At 54.2% G+C, this 23,050-nt stretch carries 16 protein-coding genes; 13 read left to right on the forward strand and 3 right to left on the reverse strand.

Features of this window, described 5'->3' with window-relative positions:
- Positions 1-57: 57 nt before the first annotated feature.
- On the forward strand, positions 58-1,365 hold the full coding sequence (locus GW579_RS20780; RefSeq protein ID WP_165061507.1) for an amino acid deaminase: 1,308 nt from the start codon (positions 58-60) through the stop codon (positions 1,363-1,365).
- A 58-nt stretch (positions 1,366-1,423) separates the two neighbouring features.
- Here the strand turns inward: GW579_RS20780 and barA are convergent, their stop codons facing one another.
- Complete coding sequence (gene barA, locus GW579_RS20785; protein ID WP_152324028.1) at positions 1,424-4,174, reverse strand: two-component sensor histidine kinase BarA; 2,751 nt, start codon at positions 4,172-4,174, stop codon at positions 1,424-1,426.
- A gap of 63 nt (positions 4,175-4,237) precedes the next feature.
- Between barA and rlmD the strand changes: the two genes are divergently transcribed.
- From rlmD to queE, 6 genes are all read left to right on the forward strand, one after another.
- Positions 4,238-5,608, forward strand: a complete 1,371-nt coding sequence (gene rlmD, locus GW579_RS20790; protein WP_165061509.1) for a 23S rRNA (uracil(1939)-C(5))-methyltransferase RlmD — start codon at positions 4,238-4,240, stop codon at positions 5,606-5,608.
- Between the two features lie 9 nt (positions 5,609-5,617).
- Complete coding sequence (relA, locus tag GW579_RS20795; protein ID WP_165061511.1) at positions 5,618-7,855, forward strand: GTP diphosphokinase; 2,238 nt, start codon at positions 5,618-5,620, stop codon at positions 7,853-7,855.
- Between the two features lie 80 nt (positions 7,856-7,935).
- Positions 7,936-8,739, forward strand: a complete 804-nt coding sequence (gene mazG, locus GW579_RS20800; protein WP_165061514.1) for a nucleoside triphosphate pyrophosphohydrolase — start codon at positions 7,936-7,938, stop codon at positions 8,737-8,739.
- A 349-nt stretch (positions 8,740-9,088) separates the two neighbouring features.
- Entirely contained in the window at positions 9,089-10,726 is a 1,638-nt protein-coding gene (pyrG, locus tag GW579_RS20805) for a glutamine hydrolyzing CTP synthase (RefSeq protein WP_152324024.1), read from the forward strand.
- A 75-nt stretch (positions 10,727-10,801) separates the two neighbouring features.
- Positions 10,802-12,106, forward strand: a complete 1,305-nt coding sequence (gene eno, locus GW579_RS20810; RefSeq protein WP_165061517.1) for a phosphopyruvate hydratase — start codon at positions 10,802-10,804, stop codon at positions 12,104-12,106.
- A gap of 165 nt (positions 12,107-12,271) precedes the next feature.
- Positions 12,272-12,943, forward strand: coding sequence for a 7-carboxy-7-deazaguanine synthase QueE (queE, locus tag GW579_RS20815; protein WP_152324075.1), 672 nt, complete (start codon positions 12,272-12,274; stop codon positions 12,941-12,943).
- 18 nt (positions 12,944-12,961) lie between these two features.
- Here the strand turns inward: queE and queD are convergent, their stop codons facing one another.
- The gene (gene queD / locus GW579_RS20820; RefSeq protein ID WP_120134241.1) at positions 12,962-13,321 is read right to left on the reverse strand and encodes a 6-carboxytetrahydropterin synthase QueD; all 360 of its coding nucleotides are present in this window, start codon (positions 13,319-13,321) and stop codon (positions 12,962-12,964) included.
- Between the two features lie 168 nt (positions 13,322-13,489).
- On the opposite strand from queD, the gene GW579_RS20825 reads away from it, so the two are divergent.
- The 4 genes from GW579_RS20825 to GW579_RS20840 all read left to right on the forward strand — a co-directional run bounded on the left by GW579_RS20825 (position 13,490) and on the right by GW579_RS20840 (position 19,180).
- A complete protein-coding gene (locus GW579_RS20825) occupies positions 13,490-14,494 on the forward strand; it encodes a hypothetical protein (RefSeq protein ID WP_165061520.1) in 1,005 nt (334 codons plus the stop codon).
- A gap of 345 nt (positions 14,495-14,839) precedes the next feature.
- Positions 14,840-16,642: an NADPH-dependent assimilatory sulfite reductase flavoprotein subunit gene (gene cysJ / locus GW579_RS20830; RefSeq protein WP_165061629.1), complete on the forward strand. Its 1,803-nt coding sequence runs from the start codon at positions 14,840-14,842 to the stop codon at positions 16,640-16,642.
- Positions 16,643-16,681: 39 nt separating this feature from the next.
- Entirely contained in the window at positions 16,682-18,418 is a 1,737-nt protein-coding gene (cysI, locus tag GW579_RS20835) for an assimilatory sulfite reductase (NADPH) hemoprotein subunit (RefSeq protein ID WP_165061522.1), read from the forward strand.
- Between the two features lie 24 nt (positions 18,419-18,442).
- Positions 18,443-19,180 (forward strand): phosphoadenylyl-sulfate reductase, encoded by a 738-nt coding sequence (locus tag GW579_RS20840; protein WP_152324020.1) that lies wholly within the window; start codon positions 18,443-18,445, stop codon positions 19,178-19,180.
- Between the two features lie 160 nt (positions 19,181-19,340).
- On the opposite strand, the gene GW579_RS20845 is transcribed toward GW579_RS20840, so the two are convergent.
- Entirely contained in the window at positions 19,341-20,378 is a 1,038-nt protein-coding gene (locus GW579_RS20845; RefSeq protein WP_165061525.1) for an aminopeptidase, read from the reverse strand.
- A 328-nt stretch (positions 20,379-20,706) separates the two neighbouring features.
- On the opposite strand from GW579_RS20845, the gene cysG reads away from it, so the two are divergent.
- Together cysG and cysD are read left to right on the forward strand one after the other, a co-directional pair.
- A complete protein-coding gene (gene cysG, locus GW579_RS20850) occupies positions 20,707-22,131 on the forward strand; it encodes a siroheme synthase CysG (protein ID WP_165061528.1) in 1,425 nt (474 codons plus the stop codon).
- Positions 22,132-22,141: 10 nt separating this feature from the next.
- Positions 22,142-23,050 (forward strand): sulfate adenylyltransferase subunit CysD, encoded by a 909-nt coding sequence (gene cysD, locus GW579_RS20855; protein WP_101078459.1) that lies wholly within the window; start codon positions 22,142-22,144, stop codon positions 23,048-23,050.

Genomic DNA, 23,050 nt, shown 5'->3' on the forward strand with positions numbered 1-23,050 from the left:
TTATTTGCGGCGATTTTACGTTAGGTTTTAGAGACATTCGCCAATGAGAAAACACGCATGTCAGAGACTGATTTTTCGAAGCAGCCGGTAGAAACTCAAACCAAAGGATTAGGAACGCTGAAAGCCGGTGCGCTGACGGGCGATATCCGCGCGCAGGGCTGGAATATTCTCCGTGAAGACGTCAGCCTGCCGGTCGCCGTTCTGCTTGAAGAGAGAATCGAACACAACCTTTCCTGGATGCGTGAATTTATCCAGCGCTACCGGCTGAAACTGGCACCGCACGGCAAAACGACCATGAGCCCTGAACTGTATCAGCTGCAAATGCAATACGGCGCGTGGGGCATCACGCTGGCAACCGCGCCGCAGGTGAACGTGGCATTTCAGCACGGCGTCCGCAAAGTGATTATGGCGAATCAGCTGGTCGGTAAAGGCAATATGGCGATGATCGCCGGACTGCTGCGCGAAGATCCTGATTTTGATTTCACCTGCATTGTGGATTCAGCCGAAAACGTGGAAACGCTCGGGCACTATTTTGCCGGCCAGCAGCTCAGATTGCGGATCATGTTTGAATACGGGATTGTGGGTGGCCGCACCGGGATCCGCACAGATCAGCAGGAAGCCGACGTACTCGCCGCCGTGAAACGCTGGCCGCAATCGCTGGCGCTGGTGGGCGTCGAACTTTATGAAGGAGTCAGCAACGACGAAGCGGTGATCCGCACTTTTCTGCGTCATGTTCTGGCACGCACCGAAGTGCTGGCGCAGGCCGGGGAATTCGCTGAATCCACGGTGATTTTAACCGGTGCCGGTTCGGCCTGGTTTGACGTAGTGGCGGAAGAACTGACGCGGGAAGATCCGCATCTGGATGCGCAAAAGCGTTATACGCTGGATATTATTTTGCGTTCGGGTTGCTACGTGACGCATGACGTTGGTGCATATCAGGCGGCGCTGGAACGTATGCAAACCAGCAATCCGGTGGCGCGTGAGATGAACAGCAGTTTACAACCCGCGTTGCAGGTCTGGGCGGCGGTGCAGTCTTTGCCGGAACCGGGCAGGGCGATTATCGCTTTAGGCAAGCGCGATGCGGGTTATGACGCCGGTTATCCGAAAGCCGCCGGGCATTTCCGTCCGCACAGCGCCACGCAGGCCGGTTACACCACCGTGGTGCCTGCGCCTGAGAACTGGAAAGTTTACGCGATGATGGATCAGCATGCGTTTATGTCGATCCCGGAAAATGCGGATCTGAAAGTCGGCGATATGCTGGTGTTTGATATCTGCCATCCGTGCCTGACGTTCGACAAATGGCGTCAGTTATTGCTGGTTAATGAACAATGGGATGTCACCGGCGCGGTGAAAACCTGGTTCTGATGCGCTGATTTGCAGAAACCAAAACGCCCGGCATGATCGGGCGTTTTATTTTGCGGTTTTACCTCGGCAAATATGCCACCGCAGCCTGTTTCACATTTTCGATTTCGTCGAGCAGCTCGAACCATTCCGGCTCCAGCGCATCGACGCTCACGCCCTGACGCAGTTGTTGTTCGATGTAGAAACACAGCTGTTTCAGGCGCGGCACGCCGCTGTAGCTGCAACTGCCGTGCAGTTTATGGATAAGCGCCAAAATATCGTTATCCGGCTCGTTACGCGTGATGGCTTCCACCCGTTCGGCCACCTGCGGCAGGAACTCCACCAGCATTTGCAGTAAATCCTGCGCCAGCGCGACTTTATTGGCGGACTGGCTCAGCGCCAGCTGCCAGTCGAGCGTACTGATTGGCGCGAGTTTTTCTTCGGTTTGTAACGGCGAATTCAGCTGCGTCTGATGAGAATGATGACGCGACAGCACATTTTTCAGCATGCTTTCGTCGATGGGTTTCGCCAGATAATCATCCATGCCGAGTTTCAGCAGTTGTTCGCGCTCGCCGCTCAGCGAGTGCGCGGTGACCGCGACGACCGGCGTATTCGCGTGGCGCGCCATCTGGTGAATGATTTCGCTGGCGCGGATACCGTCGATATCCGGCATCTGGATATCCATCAAAATAATATCCAGATCGGTATGACGCGCGACTTCAATCGCTTCCTCACCGCTGTGGCACAGCACGGTGGTTTCCACCAGTTCTTCGAGCAACGCGCCAATCAGTTTGAGGTTCGCCGGGTTATCGTCCACCGCCATCGCGGTCAGCGGCAGGCGCGAAGTCCGGCCTTCTTCGTTGTTAATCACCCTGACCGAGGTCTGTTGTTCTTTAAGCAACAAAGGCAGCAGGCGGATGCTGGACATCGGTTTGATCAGGCAAGCCTGCACGCCGCGTCGTTTCAGTTCTTCGGCATCGACCTGGAACTGGCTCGGCAACGCCAGCAGAAGGTGGCGCGTCATGCTCAGCACTTTTTTCAGTTTGCCGTCGTAATCGGAGAGCGTCTGATCCGGTTTGACCGGAATGCTGCACAGCATCATGTCGTAATACGCATCCGGCAGCGCCGCCAGCGTGGTGCGGTGGGTGATATCAAGCGGTGTGGCTTGCAGGATTTCCATCGTGGCTTTCGCCGCCGCCGGGTTGGCTTCGACGTAGGCCAGACGTTTGCCTTCAAGGCCGCTCATAGAAACCGGCGTCACGTGGCGGTTTTCATTGAGTTCCAGCGTGACGTGGAACCAGAACGTCGAACCGCGGTTGATCTGGCTGTAGAAGCTGATGTCGCCGCCCATTTCTTTGACCAGACGCTGAGTGATGACCAGCCCCAGACCGGTGCCGCCGTGACGGCGTGAAATGCTGGCATCTGCCTGACGGAAGGCCTGGAAAAGCTGCGACTGCTGGCGCTCGGAAATCCCGATGCCGGTATCGTGGATCTGCACTTCCAGTTCCACTTGCAAATTATTCTGCGAGCGCAATTCAACATTGATATCAATGTTACCGCTTTCGGTGAATTTAATCGCATTTCCCAGCAGGTTAGTAACCACTTGCTGCATGCGCATCGGGTCGCCGAGAACGTTTTCCGGCACGTTGTTGTGGACGTTCAGCGTCAGCTCCAGCCCCTTATCATGCGCGGTGTGGGCGAGCAGGATCACCACTTCATCGAGCATTTCACGCAGGGCGAAGGGAATATGTTCGAGCACCAGCTTGCCGGCTTCCAGCTTCGAGAAGTCCAGGACGTCATTAATGATGGTCAGCAGGTGATTCGCGGAACGCTCGATGGTTTGCAGGTAATCCGCCTGCGTTGGCGAGAGCGGTGTTTTCAGCGTCTGACGGGTGAAGCCAATCACGCCGTTCAGCGGCGTACGCAACTCGTGGGACATATTGGCCAGGAATTCAGATTTAATACGCGCGGCTTCCTGCGCACGTTTTTTCGCGAGATCCAGCTCGACGTTCTGGATTTCCATCTGCTCAAGCGTTTCACGCAAATCTGACGTGGCCTGATCGATGTTCTGCTGCACTTCTTCGTGATACGCCGTCAGCGACATCGCCATCGAGTTGATGCCGTTTTTCAGCATGCTCAGCTCGCCCGGCATATTGCCTTCCACGCGGCTGTCGAGCTGGCCGCGGCGGATACGGTCAACCGTATTGACCATATTGCGTATGGGGCCGGTGACGTCGCGCATCAGGCGGTAAGCAAACAGGGTGGCGATCCCCAGACACAGCAACAGCAGCATGGTGGAAACGAACGCTTCCTGATATTGCGCAAGGCGCACGGAACGTAAATCCAGCTCAATGGCGATATAGCCTAGCATGTGTTCCTGAGACAACATGAACGCTTCATCATCCGTTTCCGTGTGGTTTTCGGCCTGAATCGGTGTGCGCAGGATTAACATATCGCCGGCGCGAACTTTGGTCAGGCTGCGCGGAATATCGTCGACACTTTTCACCTGCAACGGACTGCCTTCGCGCAGCGAGTTGGAGGTAGCGAACAGTTTGTTGTCGCCGTCGAAAACGCTGATGCTGCGGACAATATCTGAGTGATTGCGGTGCAGGCGGCTGATCAGGCGCTTCACCGGTTCGCGTTCGCGGAACGTCATGCCGTATTCGCTCGCGACCGCCAGAGGTTCGATAATGCTTGCTCCGGCGTCTGTCAGCTGGTTCTGCAACTCGTTGTAGCGGTGCACCACAAAGAAGGTGCTGAGCAGCAAACCGATCATTAACGTCGGTGCCAGAATCAGGATCATCATCCGTGCGCGAAGGCTATATTTGGTCATGAGGTTCCAATGTGGGAGAATTACCTAAAGTAAGCTTAATAAACCAGCGTGCAATCGACAATAATGGCTCAATTCTACTCTCCGAACCGCCGCGTGACGACCCGGCAAACGATAACTGTGACCGCCACCGACCTTGATGCTTTCGGGCAGGGTGTTGCGCGTCACAACGGCAAAGCGGTATTTGTCAGTGGTTTACTGCCTGACGAACAGGCGGAAGTCACTTTAACAGAAGATAAAAGCAAGTACGCCAAAGGGCGTCTGAAACGTTTGCTGAATACCAGTGCCGAGCGCGTAAAACCGCAGTGCCCGCATTATTCGACGTGCGGAGGCTGTCAGCAGCAGCACGCCAGCGAGGCGCTGCAACAGCGCAGTAAAGCGGCGTCATTGTTGCGCCTGATCTCCCGCGAAACTGGCGTGCAGGCGCAGGAACAGCCGGTGATTGCCGGTCCGCAATACGGCTACCGCCGTCGCGCGCGTCTGGGATTACAAATCGCCGGCGTTAAACCGGGACGTAAAGCCGGAACCGTGAACGGTCCGCTGGTGATGGGATTTCGTCAGGAAGGGTCGAACGATCTGGTTGCCATCACAAAATGCCCGGTGCTGCGCCCTGAACTGGAGCAACTGTTGGTGCCGGTGCAGAAATGCCTCTCCTCGCTGACGGCGGCGAAACGCCTCGGGCATCTGGAACTGGTGCTGGCGGATAATGGTCCGCTGCTGGTGCTGCGTCATCTTGATCCGCTCAGTGAAACCGACCGTGCGCGTCTGACAGCATTTGCCGCGCTACATCAGCTGACGATTTTCCTGGCGCCCGACAGTGATACGCTGGAGCGTTTATGCGGCGAGACGCCTTATTACCAGATTGAGGGTTTGAATCTGAAATTTGGTCCGCGTGATTTTATTCAGGTCAATGATGCGGTTAACCAGCAAATGGTGGCACAGGCCTTGCAGTGGCTGGAACTGACACCTGAAGATCGCGTGCTGGATTTGTTCTGCGGGATGGGAAATTTCACCCTGCCGCTGGCAAAAAGAGCTAAGCAGGTTGTCGGCGTCGAAGGTGTTGCTACACTGGTGGCGAATGGGCAAGATAATGCCCGGAATAATGGATTAGATAATGTGTCGTTCTTTCACGAAAATCTGGAAGACGATGTCAGTAAGCAACCCTGGGCGGCGCAAGGCTTCACGAAAGTCCTGCTGGATCCGGCCCGGGGCGGCGCTGCTGGCGTAATGACGCAGATTATTAAGCTTGCCCCGAGGCGCGTGGTGTACGTGTCCTGCAATCCCACGACTTTGGCCCGGGACAGTAAAATTTTGTTGGAGGCGGGTTATCGCTTAGCTCAGGTTCGTATGCTGGATATGTTCCCGCACACCGGGCACCTTGAATCGATGGCTCTGTTTATCAACCCGTCTGATACAGGCGTTGTATCAGAAACGTAGGGAGAGGGTATGGTTGCGGTAAGAAGTGCACATCTGAATACGGCTGGCGAGTTTGCGCTCGACGATTGGATCAACAGTTTAGGGCTGTCCAGCCAGCAATCATGTGAGCGTTTAGCCGAAACCTGGCGCTACTGCGAACAGCAAACGCAGGGCCATCCTGACGCGTCACTTCTGCTTTGGCGCGGTCTGGAAATGGTTGAAATCCTCTCGACCCTCAGCATGGATAACGACAGTATGCGCGCCGCGCTGCTGTTCCCGCTGGTCGATGACGGCATCATCGACGAAGAAACCCTCACGCAGCAATTCGGCAAAGGCATCACGGATTTGGTTCACGGTGTCCGTGATATGGACGCCATCCGCCAGCTGAAAGCCACACAAAACGATTCGATGGGCTCCGAGCAGGTGGATAACGTCCGCCGCATGTTGCTGGCGATGGTGGAAGATTTCCGCTGCGTGGTGCTCAAGCTCGCAGAACGTATTGCGCATCTGCGTGAAGTCAAAGACGCGCCGGAGGAAGAGCGCGTTCTGGCTGCAAAAGAGTGTACCAATATCTATGCGCCGCTGGCGAACCGCCTGGGTATCGGCCAGCTCAAATGGGAGCTGGAAGATTTCTGCTTCCGCTATCTGCATCCCGACGAATACAAACGCATTGCCAAACTGCTGCACGAGCGACGTATTGACCGCGAGCAGTACATCGACGATTTTGTCTCGACCGTTAAAAATGCGATGGCGGAAGAGGGCATCAAAGTTGATGTTTATGGCCGCCCGAAACATATCTACAGCATCTGGCGCAAGATGCAGAAAAAATCCCTGTCCTTCGATGAACTCTTCGACGTGCGCGCCGTGCGTATCGTGGTGGAACGTTTGCAGGATTGCTATGCCGCGTTAGGGATTGTGCACACCCATTTCCGCCATCTGCCGGATGAGTTTGACGATTACGTCGCTAACCCGAAACCAAACGGTTATCAGTCGATACATACCGTTGTTTTGGGGCCGCGCGGTAAAACGCTGGAAGTGCAGATCCGTACCCGCCAGATGCACGAAGACGCCGAGCTGGGCGTCGCCGCGCACTGGAAATACAAAGAAGGTACCGCCGTGGTCGGTGGCCGCAGCGGTGGTTATGAAGGGCGCATCGCGTGGTTGCGTAAACTTATCGCGTGGCAGGAAGAAATGGCCGATTCGGGCGAAATGCTCGACGAAGTGCGCAGTCAGGTCTTCGACGACCGCGTTTACGTGTTTACGCCAAAAGGCGATGTTATCGATCTGCCGATGGGCTCCACGCCGCTCGATTTTGCGTACCACATCCACAGTGATGTCGGTCACCGGTGTATCGGGGCGAAAATCGGCGGGCGTATCGTGCCGTTTACCTATCAGTTGCAGATGGGCGATCAGATTGAAATCATCACCCAGAAGCATGCGAACCCAAGCCGCGACTGGCTGAATCCGAGCCTCGGTTATGTCACTACCAGCCGCGGACGTTCGAAAATTCAGAACTGGTTCCGTAAGCAGGATCGGGATAAGAACATTATTGCCGGTAAACAAATCCTCGACGATGAACTGGATCGGCTGGATATCAGCATCAAAGATGCCGAGAAACTGCTTCTGCCGCGCTACAACGTGAACTCGCTCGACGAGGTTCTGGCTGCGATCGGTAACGGCGATATCCGCATCAACCAGATGGTTAACTTCCTGCAATCGCAGCTGAAAAAGCCGAGCGCGGAAGAACTGGATAAAGAAGCGCTGCGCCAGCTGACGCAGAAAACCACGCCACCACCGACGCGTACCAAAGATAATGGCCGCGTCGTGGTCGAAGGCGTGGGCAATCTGATGCACCACATTGCCCGTTGTTGCCAGCCAATTCCGGGCGATGAAATCGTCGGCTACATCACGCAGGGGCGCGGGATTTCCATCCACCGCGCCGATTGTGATCAACTGGAAGATTTGCGCTCGAATGCGCCGGAACGCGTGGTAGACGCCGTGTGGGGCGAAAGCTATTCCAGCGGCTATTCACTGGTGGTGCGTGTGGTCGCGAACGACCGCAGCGGGCTGCTGCGTGATATCACGACTATTCTGGCCAACGAAAAGGTGAACGTGCTGGGCGTAGCCAGCCGCAGTGATACCAAACAGCAACTTGCAACCATCGATATGGATATCGAAATCTACAACCCTCAGGTTCTGGGGCGCGTGATTGCCAAACTGAATCAGCTTCCTGACGTTATTGAAGCGAAGCGACTGCACGGCAGTTGATTATCTTTATCTCAAGGCCCGCCAGTCGGGCCTTTTCTATTTTTATTCCGCCAGAAAAAATTTTAAAACGGACGGGCGCCATGACTGAAACTCCTTTGCAACGTTTGCTCACCATCATGAAAACTCTGCGTGACCCCCAAGCCGGTTGCCCCTGGGATAAAGAGCAGACATTCGAGACTATCGCGCCATATACGCTGGAAGAAACCTACGAAGTGCTGGACGCGATTGCCCGCAAAGATTACGCCGATGTGCGCGACGAACTGGGTGATCTGCTGTTCCAGGTGGTGTTCTACGCGCAAATGGGCAGCGAGCAGGGATTGTTTGAATTTGACGATATCTGCAACGCTATTTCAGACAAATTAGAGCGCCGCCATCCGCAGATCTTTGGCACTGAAGCGGCCTGGTCGAAAGAGGCTAGCAGCAAAGACGTGCTGGTAAAATGGGAAGCGCGTAAGGCGCAGGAGCGGGCGGAAAAATCCCTGCATTCCGCGCTCGATGACATTCCGTCTGCTCTGCCAGCGCTGATGAAAGCACACAAAATTCAGAAGCGCTGTTCCAATGTCGGCTTCGACTGGACGACGCTCGGGCCGGTGCTCGACAAAGTGTACGAAGAAATCGACGAGGTGATGTTTGAAGCGCGTCAGGCCGTGATCGACGAGGAGAAACTGGGTGAGGAGATCGGCGATCTGCTGTTCGCGACCGTTAATCTTTCACGTCATCTCGGCCATAAAGCGGAAGATGCATTGCAGGCCGCTAACCGCAAGTTTGAGCGTCGTTTCCGGCAGGTTGAGGAGATTATTCGCAGCAAAGGGTTAAATATGGAAGACGCCACGCTAGAACAGATGGAAGCTGCCTGGCAGCAGGTGAAAAAGCAGGAAGACTGAGATCGGCGAATACGACTTTGATCGGCGACAAGATCTGACAATGCTGAAACGGTTAAGCTCAGTGTCATTCAGGGGCTAAAACGCTGATCGGCGAGCATTAAAGTCCAACAAATTGAAATCTAAGATGTTTTAGTGAGTTATGCGAACAGTAATGCATGTTTTATCAGCTAACTGTTTGTTTTTGAAAGACTGAGAGGGAAGGGCTGAAAGGCAAAACCTTTCTGAACTGACGGCAAGGAAACGATGATGGACAGCAAAACGATTATTTGTGGCGCACACAAGGTTCCGGTATACTGTTTTCCCGTCTTGGTTACTCCATCATCTTTAAACCTAACCTCTCAGGTTCAGCATGACAACTAATTATATTTTTGTGACCGGCGGGGTCGTATCCTCTCTGGGTAAAGGCATTGCCGCAGCCTCTCTGGCGGCTATTCTCGAAGCCCGTGGCCTCAACGTGACCATCATGAAACTGGACCCGTATATCAACGTGGATCCGGGTACGATGAGCCCTACTCAACACGGCGAAGTCTTCGTTACCGAAGATGGCGCTGAAACCGATCTCGATCTGGGTCACTACGAGCGTTTCATCCGCACCAAGATGACTCGCCGCAACAACTTCACCACGGGCCGTATCTATTCTGACGTGCTGCGCAAAGAGCGCCGCGGCGATTATCTCGGCGCGACCATTCAGGTTATCCCGCACATCACCAACAACATCAAAGAACGCATCATTGAAGGCGGCGAAGGCCACGATGTCGTGCTGGTTGAAATTGGCGGTACTGTCGGTGATATCGAATCCCTGCCGTTCCTGGAAGCGATTCGTCAGATGGCGGTTGAAGTGGGCCGTGAACATACGCTGTACATGCACCTGACCCTGGTGCCGTACATGGCCGCTGCCGGTGAAGTGAAAACAAAACCGACCCAGCACTCTGTGAAAGAACTGCTGTCTATCGGTATCCAGCCAGACGTGCTGATCTGCCGTTCTGACCGCGCTGTTCCTGCTAATGAGCGTGCAAAAATTGCGCTGTTCTGTAACGTGCCGGAAAAAGCGGTTATCTCCCTTAAAGATGTTGATTCCATTTATAAAATCCCGGCCCTATTGAAATCTCAGGGTCTGGACGACTATATTTGTAAACGTTTCAGCATCAACGCGCCGGAAGCCAATCTGTCCGAGTGGGAACAGGTTGTTTACGAAGAAGCGAATCCGGGCGGTGAAGTCACCATCGGTATGGTCGGTAAGTACATTGAGCTGCCAGACGCGTATAAGTCTGTGATTGAAGCGCTCAAACACGGTGGCCTGAAAAATCGCCTGACCGTGAACATTAAACTTATCGATTCACAGGATGTCGAAACCCGTGGCGTCGAAGTGCTGAAAGGCCTGGACGCAATCCTAATCCCGGGTGGTTTCGGTTATCGAGGTGTGGAAGGGAAAGTCGCGACAGCCCGTTATGCGCGTGAAAACAACATTCCTTATCTGGGTATTTGTCTGGGTATGCAGGTTGCGTTGATTGAGTTTGCCCGTAACGTTGCGGGTATGGATAACGCCAACTCAACGGAATTTGTGCCAGACTGTAAGTTCCCGGTAGTCGCCCTCATCACTGAATGGCGCGATGAAGAAGGTAACGTCGAAGTACGTTCCGAAGACAGTGATTTAGGCGGAACCATGCGTGTAGGTGGTCAGCAATGTCACCTGAACGAGGGTAGCCTGGTTCGCGAGATGTACGGCGAGCCGACAATAGTTGAACGCCATCGTCACCGTTACGAAGTGAACAATATGCTGCTGAAACAAATCGAAGCCGCAGGTTTACGCGTAGCCGGTCGCTCTGGCGATAAGCAACTGGTGGAAATTATCGAGCTGCCAAACCATCCGTGGTTTGTTGCTTGCCAGTTCCATCCAGAATTTACGTCTACGCCGCGTGATGGTCATCCGTTGTTTGCAGGCTTCGTGAAGGCTGCCGGTGAGTATCAGAAGCGTCAGGTAAAATAAAATACAGGGGAAACGACGTGTCGCAGATGCGTCGTTTGTCTGAAGCTTTAGTTAACTTGTACTGAGGAAATCCTAATGTCCAAAATCGTTAAAGTCATCGGTCGCGAAATCATCGATTCACGTGGTAACCCGACTGTAGAAGCTGAAGTTCATCTGGAAGGTGGTTTTGTTGGTCTGGCTGCTGCGCCATCAGGTGCTTCTACCGGTTCCCGCGAAGCGCTGGAACTGCGTGACGGTGACAAATCCCGTTTCCTGGGTAAAGGCGTTCTGAAAGCCGTTGCTGCTGTTAACGGTCCAATTGCTCAGGCTGTATTGGGCAAAGACGCAAAAGACCAGGCTAACATCGATAAAATCATGATCGACCTGGACGGTACCGAAAACAAATCTAACTTCGGTGCTAACGCGATTCTGGCTGTTTCCCTGGCTGCTGCTAAAGCGGCTGCTGCTTCTAAAGGTCTGCCACTGTACGCCCACATCGCAGAACTGAACGGCACCCCAGGCAAATACTCTATGCCACTGCCTATGATGAACATCATCAACGGCGGCGAACACGCTGATAACAACGTTGATATTCAAGAGTTCATGATTCAGCCTGTTGGCGCGAAAACGCTGAAAGAAGCCATCCGTATGGGTTCTGAAGTTTTCCACACCCTGGCTAAAGTTCTGAAATCTAAAGGCATGGGTACTGCTGTTGGTGACGAAGGTGGCTACGCGCCAAACCTGGGTTCTAACGCAGAAGCTCTGGCTGTGATCGCTGAAGCGGTTAAAGCAGCAGGCTACGAACTGGGCAAAGACATCACTCTGGCGATGGACTGTGCGGCATCTGAGTTCTACAAAGATGGCAAATACGTTCTGGCTGGCGAAGGCAACAAAGCTTTCACTTCTGAAGAGTTCACTCACTTCCTGGAAGACCTGACCAAACAATACCCAATCGTTTCTATCGAAGACGGTCTGGACGAGTCTGACTGGACTGGCTTTGCTTACCAGACTAAAGTTCTGGGCGACAAAATCCAACTGGTGGGTGACGATCTGTTCGTAACCAACACCAAGATCCTGAAAGAAGGTATCGACAAAGGCATCGTTAACTCCATTCTGATCAAATTCAACCAGATCGGTTCACTGACCGAAACTCTGGCTGCGATCAAAATGGCTAAAGATGCTGGCTACACTGCCGTTATCTCTCACCGTTCAGGCGAAACTGAAGATGCAACCATCGCTGACCTTGCGGTCGGTACTGCTGCTGGCCAGATCAAAACCGGTTCTATGAGCCGTTCTGACCGTGTTGCTAAATACAACCAGCTGATCCGTATCGAAGAAGCGCTGGCGGCACAGGGTACTCCTGCTCCGTTCAACGGTCTGAAAGAAGTTAAAGGTCAGTAATTATTGCCCTGTAACGCTTTCTTAAAAACCCGCTCCGGCGGGTTTTTTTATGCCTGAAAAATGGTGTCGGGCAAATCTGCCATACTCATTTACAGCACAAGTTTGGCCTCACCCGTCTTATCTGTGATAATGCGCGCTGATTTTTTAGAGATGACTGAGAAAACGATGCAGTACCCGATTAATGAGATGTTCGAAACCCTGCAAGGGGAAGGTTATTTTACCGGCGTGCCGGCGATTTTTGTGCGCCTGCAAGGCTGCCCGGTGGGTTGCAGCTGGTGCGACACCAAACACACCTGGGATAAAATTGCCGATCGGGAAGTCGATATGCAGCGCATTCTGGTCAAAACCGAAGAGAGTGATGCCTGGGGTAACGCGACGTCAGAACAGTTGCTGGACGTCATCGCACAACAGGGTTACACCGCCCGTCACGTGGTGATCACCGGCGGCGAGCCGTGCATTTATGACCTGACCGAGCTGACCTCTTTGCTCGAGAAAAACGGCTTCAGTTGTCAGATTGAAACCAGCGGCACGCATGAAGTGCGTTGTTCAGTGAATACCTGGGTCACCGTTTCACCTAAAGTGAATATGCGTGGCGGGTACGACATTCTGCCGCAGGCGCTGAAACGTGCTGATGAAGTGAAACATCCGGTGGCGCGTCAGCGTGATATCGACGCACTGGAAGCATTGCTGGAAACGCTGACCGACAGCAAATCACGCATTATCGCGTTGCAGCCTATCAGCCAAAAAGAAGAAGCCACCAGACTGTGCATTGCGACCTGCATTGCAAAGAACTGGCGGCTGTCGATGCAGACCCATAAATACTTAAATATCGCCTAAATAGCCATATCGGGTGGATCAGCCTTTATAGACGCAACCCGCTGTGCAAGTTTCTTTCACGCGCACGGCGGAAAGTAAAGGCAGCTTCGGCTTCATCTCATTCCAGATCCATTCCGCCAGCACTTCGCTGGTTGGGTTTTCCAGGCCCGGAATATCATTCAGATTATAATGATCGAGGCGGTCCAGCGTCGGGTTGAATGCAGCTTTCAGATCGGCGAAATCCATTACCCAGCCTGTGTGCGGATCCACTTCACCGGTGATTTCTATACGAACGGTAAAAGAGTGGCCATGCAACCGGCCGCATTTGTGTCCGGCAGGGACGTGCGGTAAATGGTGTGCGGCTTCGAACTGAAAATCTTTAAATAATGTGGTGGTCATGAGGCTGTCTCGTTGCTCGAAAAAACGCGGCATAGTACCGGAATACCGGCTTACGTGCCATGACTTAACTGCGCTTTTCTTCACCAAATCCTGACTTTTACTCTCTTTACTCCGCCCGCATTGCTGGCTTACAGTGAGCCGGTAGAAACTAACCTGTTGAGATAGTGAATGATTACTGTGCTTCGTTGCGCTGTTCTGGCGCTGTTGTTCTCTGCCAGCGTGCAGGCAGAAACCACGGCTCCCGCACAGGAAGCCGCGCCCGCCGCGGCTAAAACCGTTCAGCCTGCGGCAAAAGTGCCACCGGTCGCCAAAACGGCTATACCGAAAGCTCCGCTGATATTCCCGCCGGGTGCCGGTGTCATGCATGTTACTCTGGCTCAGAGTAAAAAGACGCTGGAAGTCTTCACCTACCAGCCCGCAGAGGCTGATGAAAATACGCCGGTAGTGATGGTCATGACCGGCGTTGACCGCAACGCGGCAACCTACCGTAATGACTGGATAACCGTTGCAGATCAGTATCATTTGCGCGTTATCGTGCCGCATTTCAGCGAACAGGAATTCCCGGGCGCGGCGGGGTACAACCTTGGAAATCTGGTGGACAGCAAAACGCACCGCCGTCTGCCTAAATCTCAGTGGGCGTTCAGCATGGTCGATAATCTGTTTACGACGTTGCAAAAGCAGGGCGTGACGGGCCAGAAGCAATACTATTTGTTCGGGAACAGCGCGGGCTGCCAGTTCGTTCACCGCATGCTGACGTTATTGCCTGAGCCGAATGTCAAAGCTGCCGTCTGCGCTGCGGCCGGCTGGTGGACATTGCCGGATACCGATCAGCGCTGGCCGTATGGCTTGCGTGAAGCGCCAGTGGCGGTAAACCAGCAACAGCTCAATGATTATTTTGCGAAACCGGTGCTGATTGCCGTGGGCGCTGAAGATGACGATCCGGAAAATCATCTGCTGCGTAAATCCAAACAGGCGATGGCGCAGGGGACCAACCGGCTGGAACGTGCAGAAAGCTATTTCACCACATCCCAGCAGCGTGCCGAACAGAACAATACGCCGTTCAACTGGCACTTTATGGACCTCTCTGACATCGGCCACAGCGGCAGTAAAATGTCGGTCTTTGCCGCCGGCCAGTTTGCGTGGTTCGAGCAGCATAACGCCTTCCATCTCTGAGACTTGAGCGTAAAAGCCGTGTCCTGAAAAAATTTCATCACCCCGCTCCGGCGGGGTTTTTCTTTTACTTTCCGTCACTTTGAAAATGCCCGCGAAGTGTGTGGGAAATTTCATAGCGATTTCAGTACGATAAAAAACTCCCTTTACCACTTTTTCAGATAGAACTTACCGCTAAATCCTCTTAGTCATTTTGGTTATTTATTATTTCCATCACTTCTTTAATTGTTATTATCCGGCTCGTTAACCTTACACTTTCTGAAGGTCTTTTCCGCGCGTAGGTATCCCCTGAAAGCCGCTGAAGGCCGGATTGATGACTGGCTTATGCATAAGGGAATTCGTACTGCGATGACGACTCAGGCTCCTCCAATTTCACTGCTCCCGCTGACCCCCGAGCAACTGGCACGACTTCAATCGGCAACGAGTGATTATTCACCGACTCAGATGGCCTGGCTTTCCGGTTATTTCTGGGGGATGGTTAACCAGCAACCGGGCGCTGTGGCCGCGCCGGCACCGGTGCCGGCAGCAGCATCGATTACCTTGATTTCTGCCTCGCAAACCGGCAATGCCCGCCGCGTGGCCGAACAGTTACGTGATGACCTGATTGCCGCAAAACTGAATGTGAATCTGGTGAATGCCGGTGATTACAAATTCAAGCAAATCGCGCAGGAAAAACTGCTGCTGATTGTGGCGTCGACGCAGGGCGAAGGCGAGCAGGCGGAAGAAGCCGTCGCGCTGCATAAATTCCTGCAATCCAAAAAAGCCCCAAAATTCACGGACACGGCTTTTGCGGTGTTCGCGCTTGGCGATACCTCTTATGAGTTCTTCTGCCAGGCCGGTAAAGACTTCGATACGCGTCTGGGCGAACTGGGCGCGGAGCGTCTGTTAGACCGCGTAGATGCGGACGTTGAATATAAAGAGACTGCCGCCGGATGGCGCAAGCGCATAGTTGAAGTGCTGAAACAGCGCGTACCAGCAGACACTTCCGCGCATGCCGCGCCGACGCTGGCGGGCAGTGTAAATCAGATCGACAGCAGCCCGTATACGAAAGAAGCACCGCTGACGGCGACGCTTGCGGTGAACCAGAAAATCACCGGCCGCGATTCGGATAAAGATGTGCGTCATCTGGAAATCGATCTCGGTGATTCTGGTCTGCGTTACCAGCCGGGCGATGCGCTGGGGATCTGGTTTGAAAACGATCCGCAGCTGGTGCAGGAAGTCGTGGAACTGCTGTGGCTGAAAGGCGATGAGACGGTCGGCATCAACGGCAAATCAATGCCGCTGTCTGAAGCCCTCCAGCATCATATCGAGCTGACGCAAAACACCACGCCAATCATTGAGAAATACGCCGCGCTTTGCCGCGATGAGCATCTGACCGGATTGCTGGCCGACAAACCTGCGCTTTTGCAATACGCGCAAACCGTGCCGTTTGTTGACATGGTGCGCCGGGCACCGACTGAACTCGACGCTCAGCAACTGGTGGATTTACTGCGTCCGCTGACGCCGCGCCTGTATTCGATTGCCTCGTCACAGGCCGAAACCGAATCCGAGGTGCATATCACCGTTGGCGTTGTGCGTTATGACATTGATGGCCGTCCGCGTTCCGGTGGAGCATCAGGTTATCTGGCTGACCGTCTGGAAGAAGACGGCGAGGTGAAAGTCTTCATCGAGCACAACGACAATTTCCGTCTGCCAGCTAATCCTGAAACGCCGGTCATTATGATCGGGCCGGGCACCGGGATTGCGCCGTTCCGCGCGTTCATCCAGCAGCGTGATAACGACGGGGCCAGCGGCAAAAACTGGCTGTTCTTCGGCAATCCGCACTTCACCGACGATTTCCTTTATCAGGTGGAATGGCAGCGCTACGTGAAAGACGGCCTGCTGACCCACATCAGTCTGGCGTGGTCGCGTGACCAGGCGGAAAAAGTTTACGTACAGGACAAGCTGCGCGAGAGCGGCGCTGAAGTCTGGCAATGGTTGCAGGAAGGCGCGCACGTCTATGTTTGCGGCGACGCCAACCGTATGGCGAAAGACGTAGAGCAGGCGCTGCTGGAGATTATTGCCGAATATGGCGTGATGGATCTGGAAACCGCCGACGAATATCTCAGCGAGTTGCGTCTGGATCGCCGCTATCAGCGTGACGTTTACTAATCTGGCGTTTATAAAAATTAGAGCGATGAGTAAAAACTTATGAGCAAAAAGTTGTGGAGTGAACTCAATCCCGGCCCCGGTCCGCTGATTGTCGATGCGCCTCTGGCCGACGCCGAACGCCTGAAAAAGGAAAGTCATTTCCTGCGCGGAACCATTGCCGATGATTTAAAAGACGGCCTGACCGGCGGTTTCAACGGTGACAATTTCCTGTTGATCCGTTTCCACGGCATGTACCAGCAGGACGACCGCGATATTCGTGCTGAACGTGCTGAGCAAAAGCTGGAGCCGCGTCACGCCATGATGCTGCGTTGCCGTCTGCCGGGCGGGGTGATGACGCCTTCGCAATGGCTTGGCATCGACAAATTTGCCGAAGACAGCACGATCTACGGCAGCATCCGTATTACTAACCGTCAGACATTCCAGTTCCACGGCATTCTGAAACCGAACGTAAAACCGGTGCATCAGTTGCTGAATAAACTCGGCCTGGATGCACTGGCGACCGCCAACGACGTTAACCGTAACGTGCTATGTACGTCGAATCCGGTGGAGTCTGAACTGCATCAGGAAGCGTATCAGTGGGCGAAGAAAATCTCCGAACATCTGCTGCCGCGCACCCGTGCTTACGCCGAAGTCTGGCTCGATCAGGAAAAAGTCGAAACCACTGACGAAGAGCCGATTCTGGGCGCGACTTATCTGCCACGTAAATTCAAAACCACCGTGGTGATCCCGCCGCAAAACGATGTTGATCTTCATGCGAACGATCTGAACTTCGTGGCGATTGCTGACAACGGTAAACTGATCGGTTTTAACGTACTGGTCGGCGGCGGTCTTTCTATCGCACACGGCGATAAAGCGACTTACGCCCGTACCGCCAGCGAGCTGGGCTTTATCCCGCTGGAGAAAACGCTGGCCGTAGCCGAAGCCGTGGTGACCACGCAGCGGGACTGGGGTAACCGTACCAACCGTAAAAACGCCAAAACGAAATACACGCTGGAACGCGTTGGCGTGCCGGTATTCAAAGCTGAAGTGGAAAAGCGCGCGGGAATTCAGTTCGCTGAAATCCGCCCTTACGAATTCACCGGCCGCGGCGATCGTATCGGCTGGGTGAAAGGCATCGACAAACAGTGGCACCTGACCCTGTTTATCGAAAATGGCCGTATTCTGGATTATCCGGGCAAGCCGCTGAAAACCGGTCTGGCAGAAATTGCTAAGATCCACAAAGGCGATTTCAGGCTAACTGCTAACCAGAACCTGATCGTGGCCGGTGTCGCCGAAAAAGACAAAGACGCGATAGAAACGCTGGCGCGTAATCACGGCCTGATCGACGACGGTGTTACAGAGCAGCGTAAAAATTCAATGGCCTGCGTGTCTTACCCGACGTGTCCGCTGGCGATGGCGGAAGCTGAACGTTTCCTGCCGGAGTTTGTGACCAAAGTGGAAGGCATCATGCACGGTCATGGCGTAGGCGATGAACACATCGTTCTGCGCGTGACGGGCTGCCCGAACGGTTGTGGCCGTGCACTGCTGGCGGAAATTGGTCTGGTGGGCAAAGCCCTCAACCGTTATAACCTGCACCTCGGCGGTAACCGCGCCGGGACGCGCATTCCGCGGATGTACCGCGAAAATATTTCAGACGCAGAGATCCTGACAATCATCGACGAACTGGTAGGGCGCTGGGCAAAAGAGCGCGAAACTGGCGAAGGTTTTGGTGATTTCGTGATCCGCGCGGGGATCATCAGACCGGTGCTTGATCCGGCCCGTGATTTCTACGACTAACCGTTACGACTGACAGGAGGCACCATGAGTTCATTGAATCTGACTCTGGCCGAACTGAACGACATGCCGAAGTCCGGACAGGCCCTGGCGCTGGCGGAAATTAACGTCAGCCTTGAAAAACTGTCTGCACAGGAGCGTGTGCAGTGGGCACTGGAGAATATGCCCGGTGAATTTGCGTTGTCCTCCAGCTTTGGTATTCAGGCGGCCGTGAGCCTGCATCTGGTGACGCAGCAGAAACCGGACATTCCGGTGATCCTCACGGATACCGGTTATTTGTTCCCGGAAACCTACCAGTTCATTGATTCGTTAACTGAGCAGCTCAGCCTGAACTTGAAGATCTTCCGTGCGGAGCAATCGCCTGCCTGGCAGGAAGCGCGTTACGGCAAACTGTGGGAGCAGGGCGTCGAAGGCATTGAGAAGTACAACCACCTCAATAAAGTTGAGCCGATGAATCGTGCGATTCAGACGCTCGGCGTGCAGACCTGGTTCGCCGGTCTGCGTCGCGAACAGTCCGGCAGCCGTGCGCATCTGCCGGTTCTGGCGGTTCAGCGTGGTGTGTTTAAAATCCTGCCGATCATTGACTGGGATAACCGTCAGGTCTTCCAGTACCTGAAAGAACATGGCCTCAGCTACCATCCGCTGTGGGATCAGGGCTATCTTTCCGTCGGCGATACCCATACCACGAAAAAGTGGGAAGAAGGGATGAAGGAAGAAGAAACGCGTTTCTTTGGGCTTAAACGAGAGTGCGGCCTGCACGAGTAAATCCCCGTCATACTTCGAGTTGCAGATGCGTTGGCTGCGTGCACATACCCCGGTCACATGGTTATCTATGCTCAAGGGGATGCGTTTACTTGCCGCCTTCCTGCAACCCGAATTATTTAGGGGATTCCTGTTATTAGCGTCTCTACGACTCTTCTTTAAATCAGGCGTGTTTCGCCGGTTTCGCCAGATCCCTGAGCAGCGGGAACAACACTTTCACGGTATCCCGCGAGCGTTTTTCAATGCGGCCCGGCAGCGCGGTATCGAGATATTGCAGGTTATCGAACTGGCTCTGATAGCGGGTTGTGCCCAGCGGGAAGTGGCTGCTGACGGCGCGTTGTTGCTCGCCATCTTTCTTGCCTAATGCATAATTCGTGGCCGTCACGTTCAGCAGCGGTAATCGCGCTTCATCCAGTGCGCCGATGCCGTCGCAGCAATGCGTATTGTCATGGCTTTCCGCCGGGATCCCCAGACTGTGCGCAATCTTGATGGCGCGGACGCGGGTTAGTTTTGCCACCGCCGCAGAGGTATTCACGCCGCTGTTGAAATACAACCGGTCGCCGGTAATCAGTGAATTCAGATTGATCACCAGCAGTGTGTTTTTCTTCTCTTCAGCGCTCATGCGGTTCACAAAATCCTCCGCACCTTTCGCACCGGTTTCTTCGGCACTCAGCGCCACAAAGCGCAGGCTGTAATGTGTGGGAATGGCCTGCATGCGTTCGGCCAGCTCAAGCATCACACCGACGCCTGACGCGTTATCATCCACACCCTGCAAGGTCAGGCCGCCGAGATTATGGTTGGTGTCGCTGTCGCTTTGCGGCACATAAGTATCAAAGTGCGCCATCACAATAATCTGCTGCGGAACGTCGCCGGGGCGCGCGGCAATAACGGACGTGGCGTGAATATTCTGCCAGTTTTTTTTGCCGTCGTTGCTGGTGTACAGATAGCGGGTATCGAATCCGCGCAGATCGCTTTTATACCCTAATTTATTGAATTGCTGATTCAGATAATCTGCCGCGATAAGTTCAGCAGGGCTGCCTGCCATGCGTCCCGGAAAATAGGTTGCGATATGACGAATTTGCTGACTGGCGATTTCACCCATCGCCGGAAGTGGCGACGAAGCAGCCACCGCATGACTCATTAAGACGCCGCTCAACCCGATGGCGAGCAGCGTCCGCTTCATGCGTAAAAAAGAAAACATAGCCAAAAATCCTTGTTTGCGGGTCAATATGACCGGAAAGGGCACTACACCTGACAGGCCGCGTGTGGCGGTCTTTGTGGGCGATATAGTATGCGATTGTCGGCGCTAATAGACAATTTCCCGTTATCTCAAACCGCTCTTTTTGTCGCCCGGAACGGCCGGAAGAGTTCATGAAAAATATTCAGGCTGGCCGGAGTATAAAAAAAGCAGCCCCTGACGGCGCGCTATATTCCATTTAGTAACTAATCATTCCTTTTCGTCATTTCAGATCAATTATTGCCTGCACGTATAGTTTGATGATTAATCCTGATAATCAATAAAGGCCTTTGTGGACTATCTACCAATATTTGCCGACCTCAAACAACGCCCGGTGCTGGTTGTTGGTGGTGGCGAAGTCGCTGCCCGCAAAATAGATCTTCTCCTGCGGGCGGGTGCACAAGTTCGGATAGTTGCACAGGCACTTTCCCCCGAGCTGGAACAACGTGAGCATGCCAATGAAGTCAGCTGGCTGGCGCAGGCATTTCTGCCAGAGCAGCTCAATGATGTGTTTCTGGTGATTGCTGCCACTGATGACGCCGCGCTGAATGCGGAAGTGTTCGAACAGGCCAGTCAGCGTCATCTTCTGGCGAACGTCGTTGACGATCAGCCTAAGTGTTCCTTTATCTTTCCTTCGATAGTTGACCGCACGCCGATTGTGGTCGCGGTTTCCTCCGGGGGTAAAGCGCCGGTGCTGGCAAGAATGTTGCGTGAAAAACTCGAAACGTTGCTGCCAAACAGCCTGGGGCAAATGGCGGAAATCGCCGGTCGCTGGCGCGGCAGGGTCAAAGCGCAGTTCAGTTCCATGCGTGCACGCCGTCGGTTCTGGGAGCAGGCTTTTGCCGGTCGCTTCGCCAGTCTGGCTTCTGCGGGGAAACTCGCACAGGCGGAGAAAGCGTTGCAAGAACAGTTAGAAAGTGCGGAAGACATCGCGCAAAACGGCAATGTCACGCTGGTCGGTGCCGGGCCGGGTGATGCAGGATTGCTCACCTTACGCGGTTTGCAGGTTATGCAGCAGGCTGATGTGGTGTTGTACGACTATCTGGTCAGCGACGACGTGCTGGATTTAGTCCGCCGTGACGCGGACAGAATTTGTGTCGGCAAACGAGCGGGCAGCCACTCGGTGTCGCAGGAAGAAACCAACCGTCTGCTGGTCGAACTGGCTCAGCAGGGGAAAAAAGTCGTGCGCCTGAAAGGCGGCGACCCGTTCATCTTCGGACGTGGCGGTGAAGAACTCCAGGCGGTGAAAGCGGCCGGAATTCCTTTCCAGGTCGTTCCGGGTGTCACCGCTGCCGCTGGCGCAACGGCGTATGCCGGCATCCCTCTGACGCATCGTGATTACGCGCAGAGCGTGATGTTTGTGACAGGGCATTGCCGCTCTGATGATAACGGCGTGCAGTGGGAGACGCTCGCCAAAGGAAAACAAACGCTGGCGATTTACATGGGCACGCTCAAAGCGGCTGAAATCAGCCAGCAGCTGATCGCTCACGGACGTGCAGCAACGACACCTGTCGCGGTCATCGGACGGGGAACGCGAGCCGATCAGCAGGTGCTGACCGGAACGCTCGATAATCTTGAACATCTGGCTCAAAAGGCGCCGGTACCGGCGCTGCTGGTGATTGGTGAAGTGGTGGCACTTCATCAGCAACTGGCGTGGTTTGGGCATCATCCTGAAACTGACGGGACTCAACGCCCGTCGGTTGTGAATTTGGCTTAAAGGATCTGTTATGGACGAAAAACGACTGACTCATTTGCGGCAACTGGAGGCGGAGAGTATCCATATCATCCGTGAAGTGGCTGCTGAATTCGCCAACCCGGTGATGATGTATTCCATCGGGAAAGACTCCTCGGTGATGCTGCACCTGGCTCGCAAAGCTTTCTTCCCGGGCACGCTGCCGTTCCCGCTGTTGCATGTGGACACCGGCTGGAAATTCCGCGAAATGTACGAATTCCGTGACCGTACGGCGAAAAACTACGGTTTCGAGCTGCTGGTGCATAAAAACCCGGAAGGCGTGGCGATGGGCATCAACCCGTTCGTTCACGGCAGTGCCAAACACACTGACATCATGAAAACCGAAGGACTGAAACAGGCGCTGAACAAATACGGTTTTGACGCGGCTTTCGGCGGCGCACGCCGTGACGAAGAAAAATCCCGTGCCAAAGAACGTATTTACTCGTTCCGTGACCGTTTTCACCGCTGGGATCCGAAAAACCAGCGTCCGGAGTTGTGGCATAACTACAACGGCCAGATTAACAAAGGCGAAAGTATCCGCGTGTTTCCGCTCTCCAACTGGACTGAACTGGATATCTGGCAGTACATCTATCTGGAAAATATTGAAATCGTTCCGCTCTACCTGGCTGCGCCGCGCCCGGTTCTCGAGCGTGACGGCATGCTGCTGATGGTGGATGACGATCGTATTGATCTCCAGCCGGGCGAAGTGATCGAGAAGAAAATGGTGCGCTTCCGTACGCTGGGGTGCTGGCCGCTGACCGGTGCCGTGGAATCCGAAGCGCAAACGCTGCCGGAAATCATCGAAGAGATGCTGGTTTCCACGACCAGTGAGCGTCAGGGACGGGCGATCGACCGCGATCAGGCCGGTTCGATGGAACTGAAAAAGCGTCAAGGGTACTTCTGA

This window comes from Rahnella contaminans, assembly GCF_011065485.1.
Lineage (GTDB): Bacteria > Pseudomonadota > Gammaproteobacteria > Enterobacterales > Enterobacteriaceae > Rahnella > Rahnella contaminans.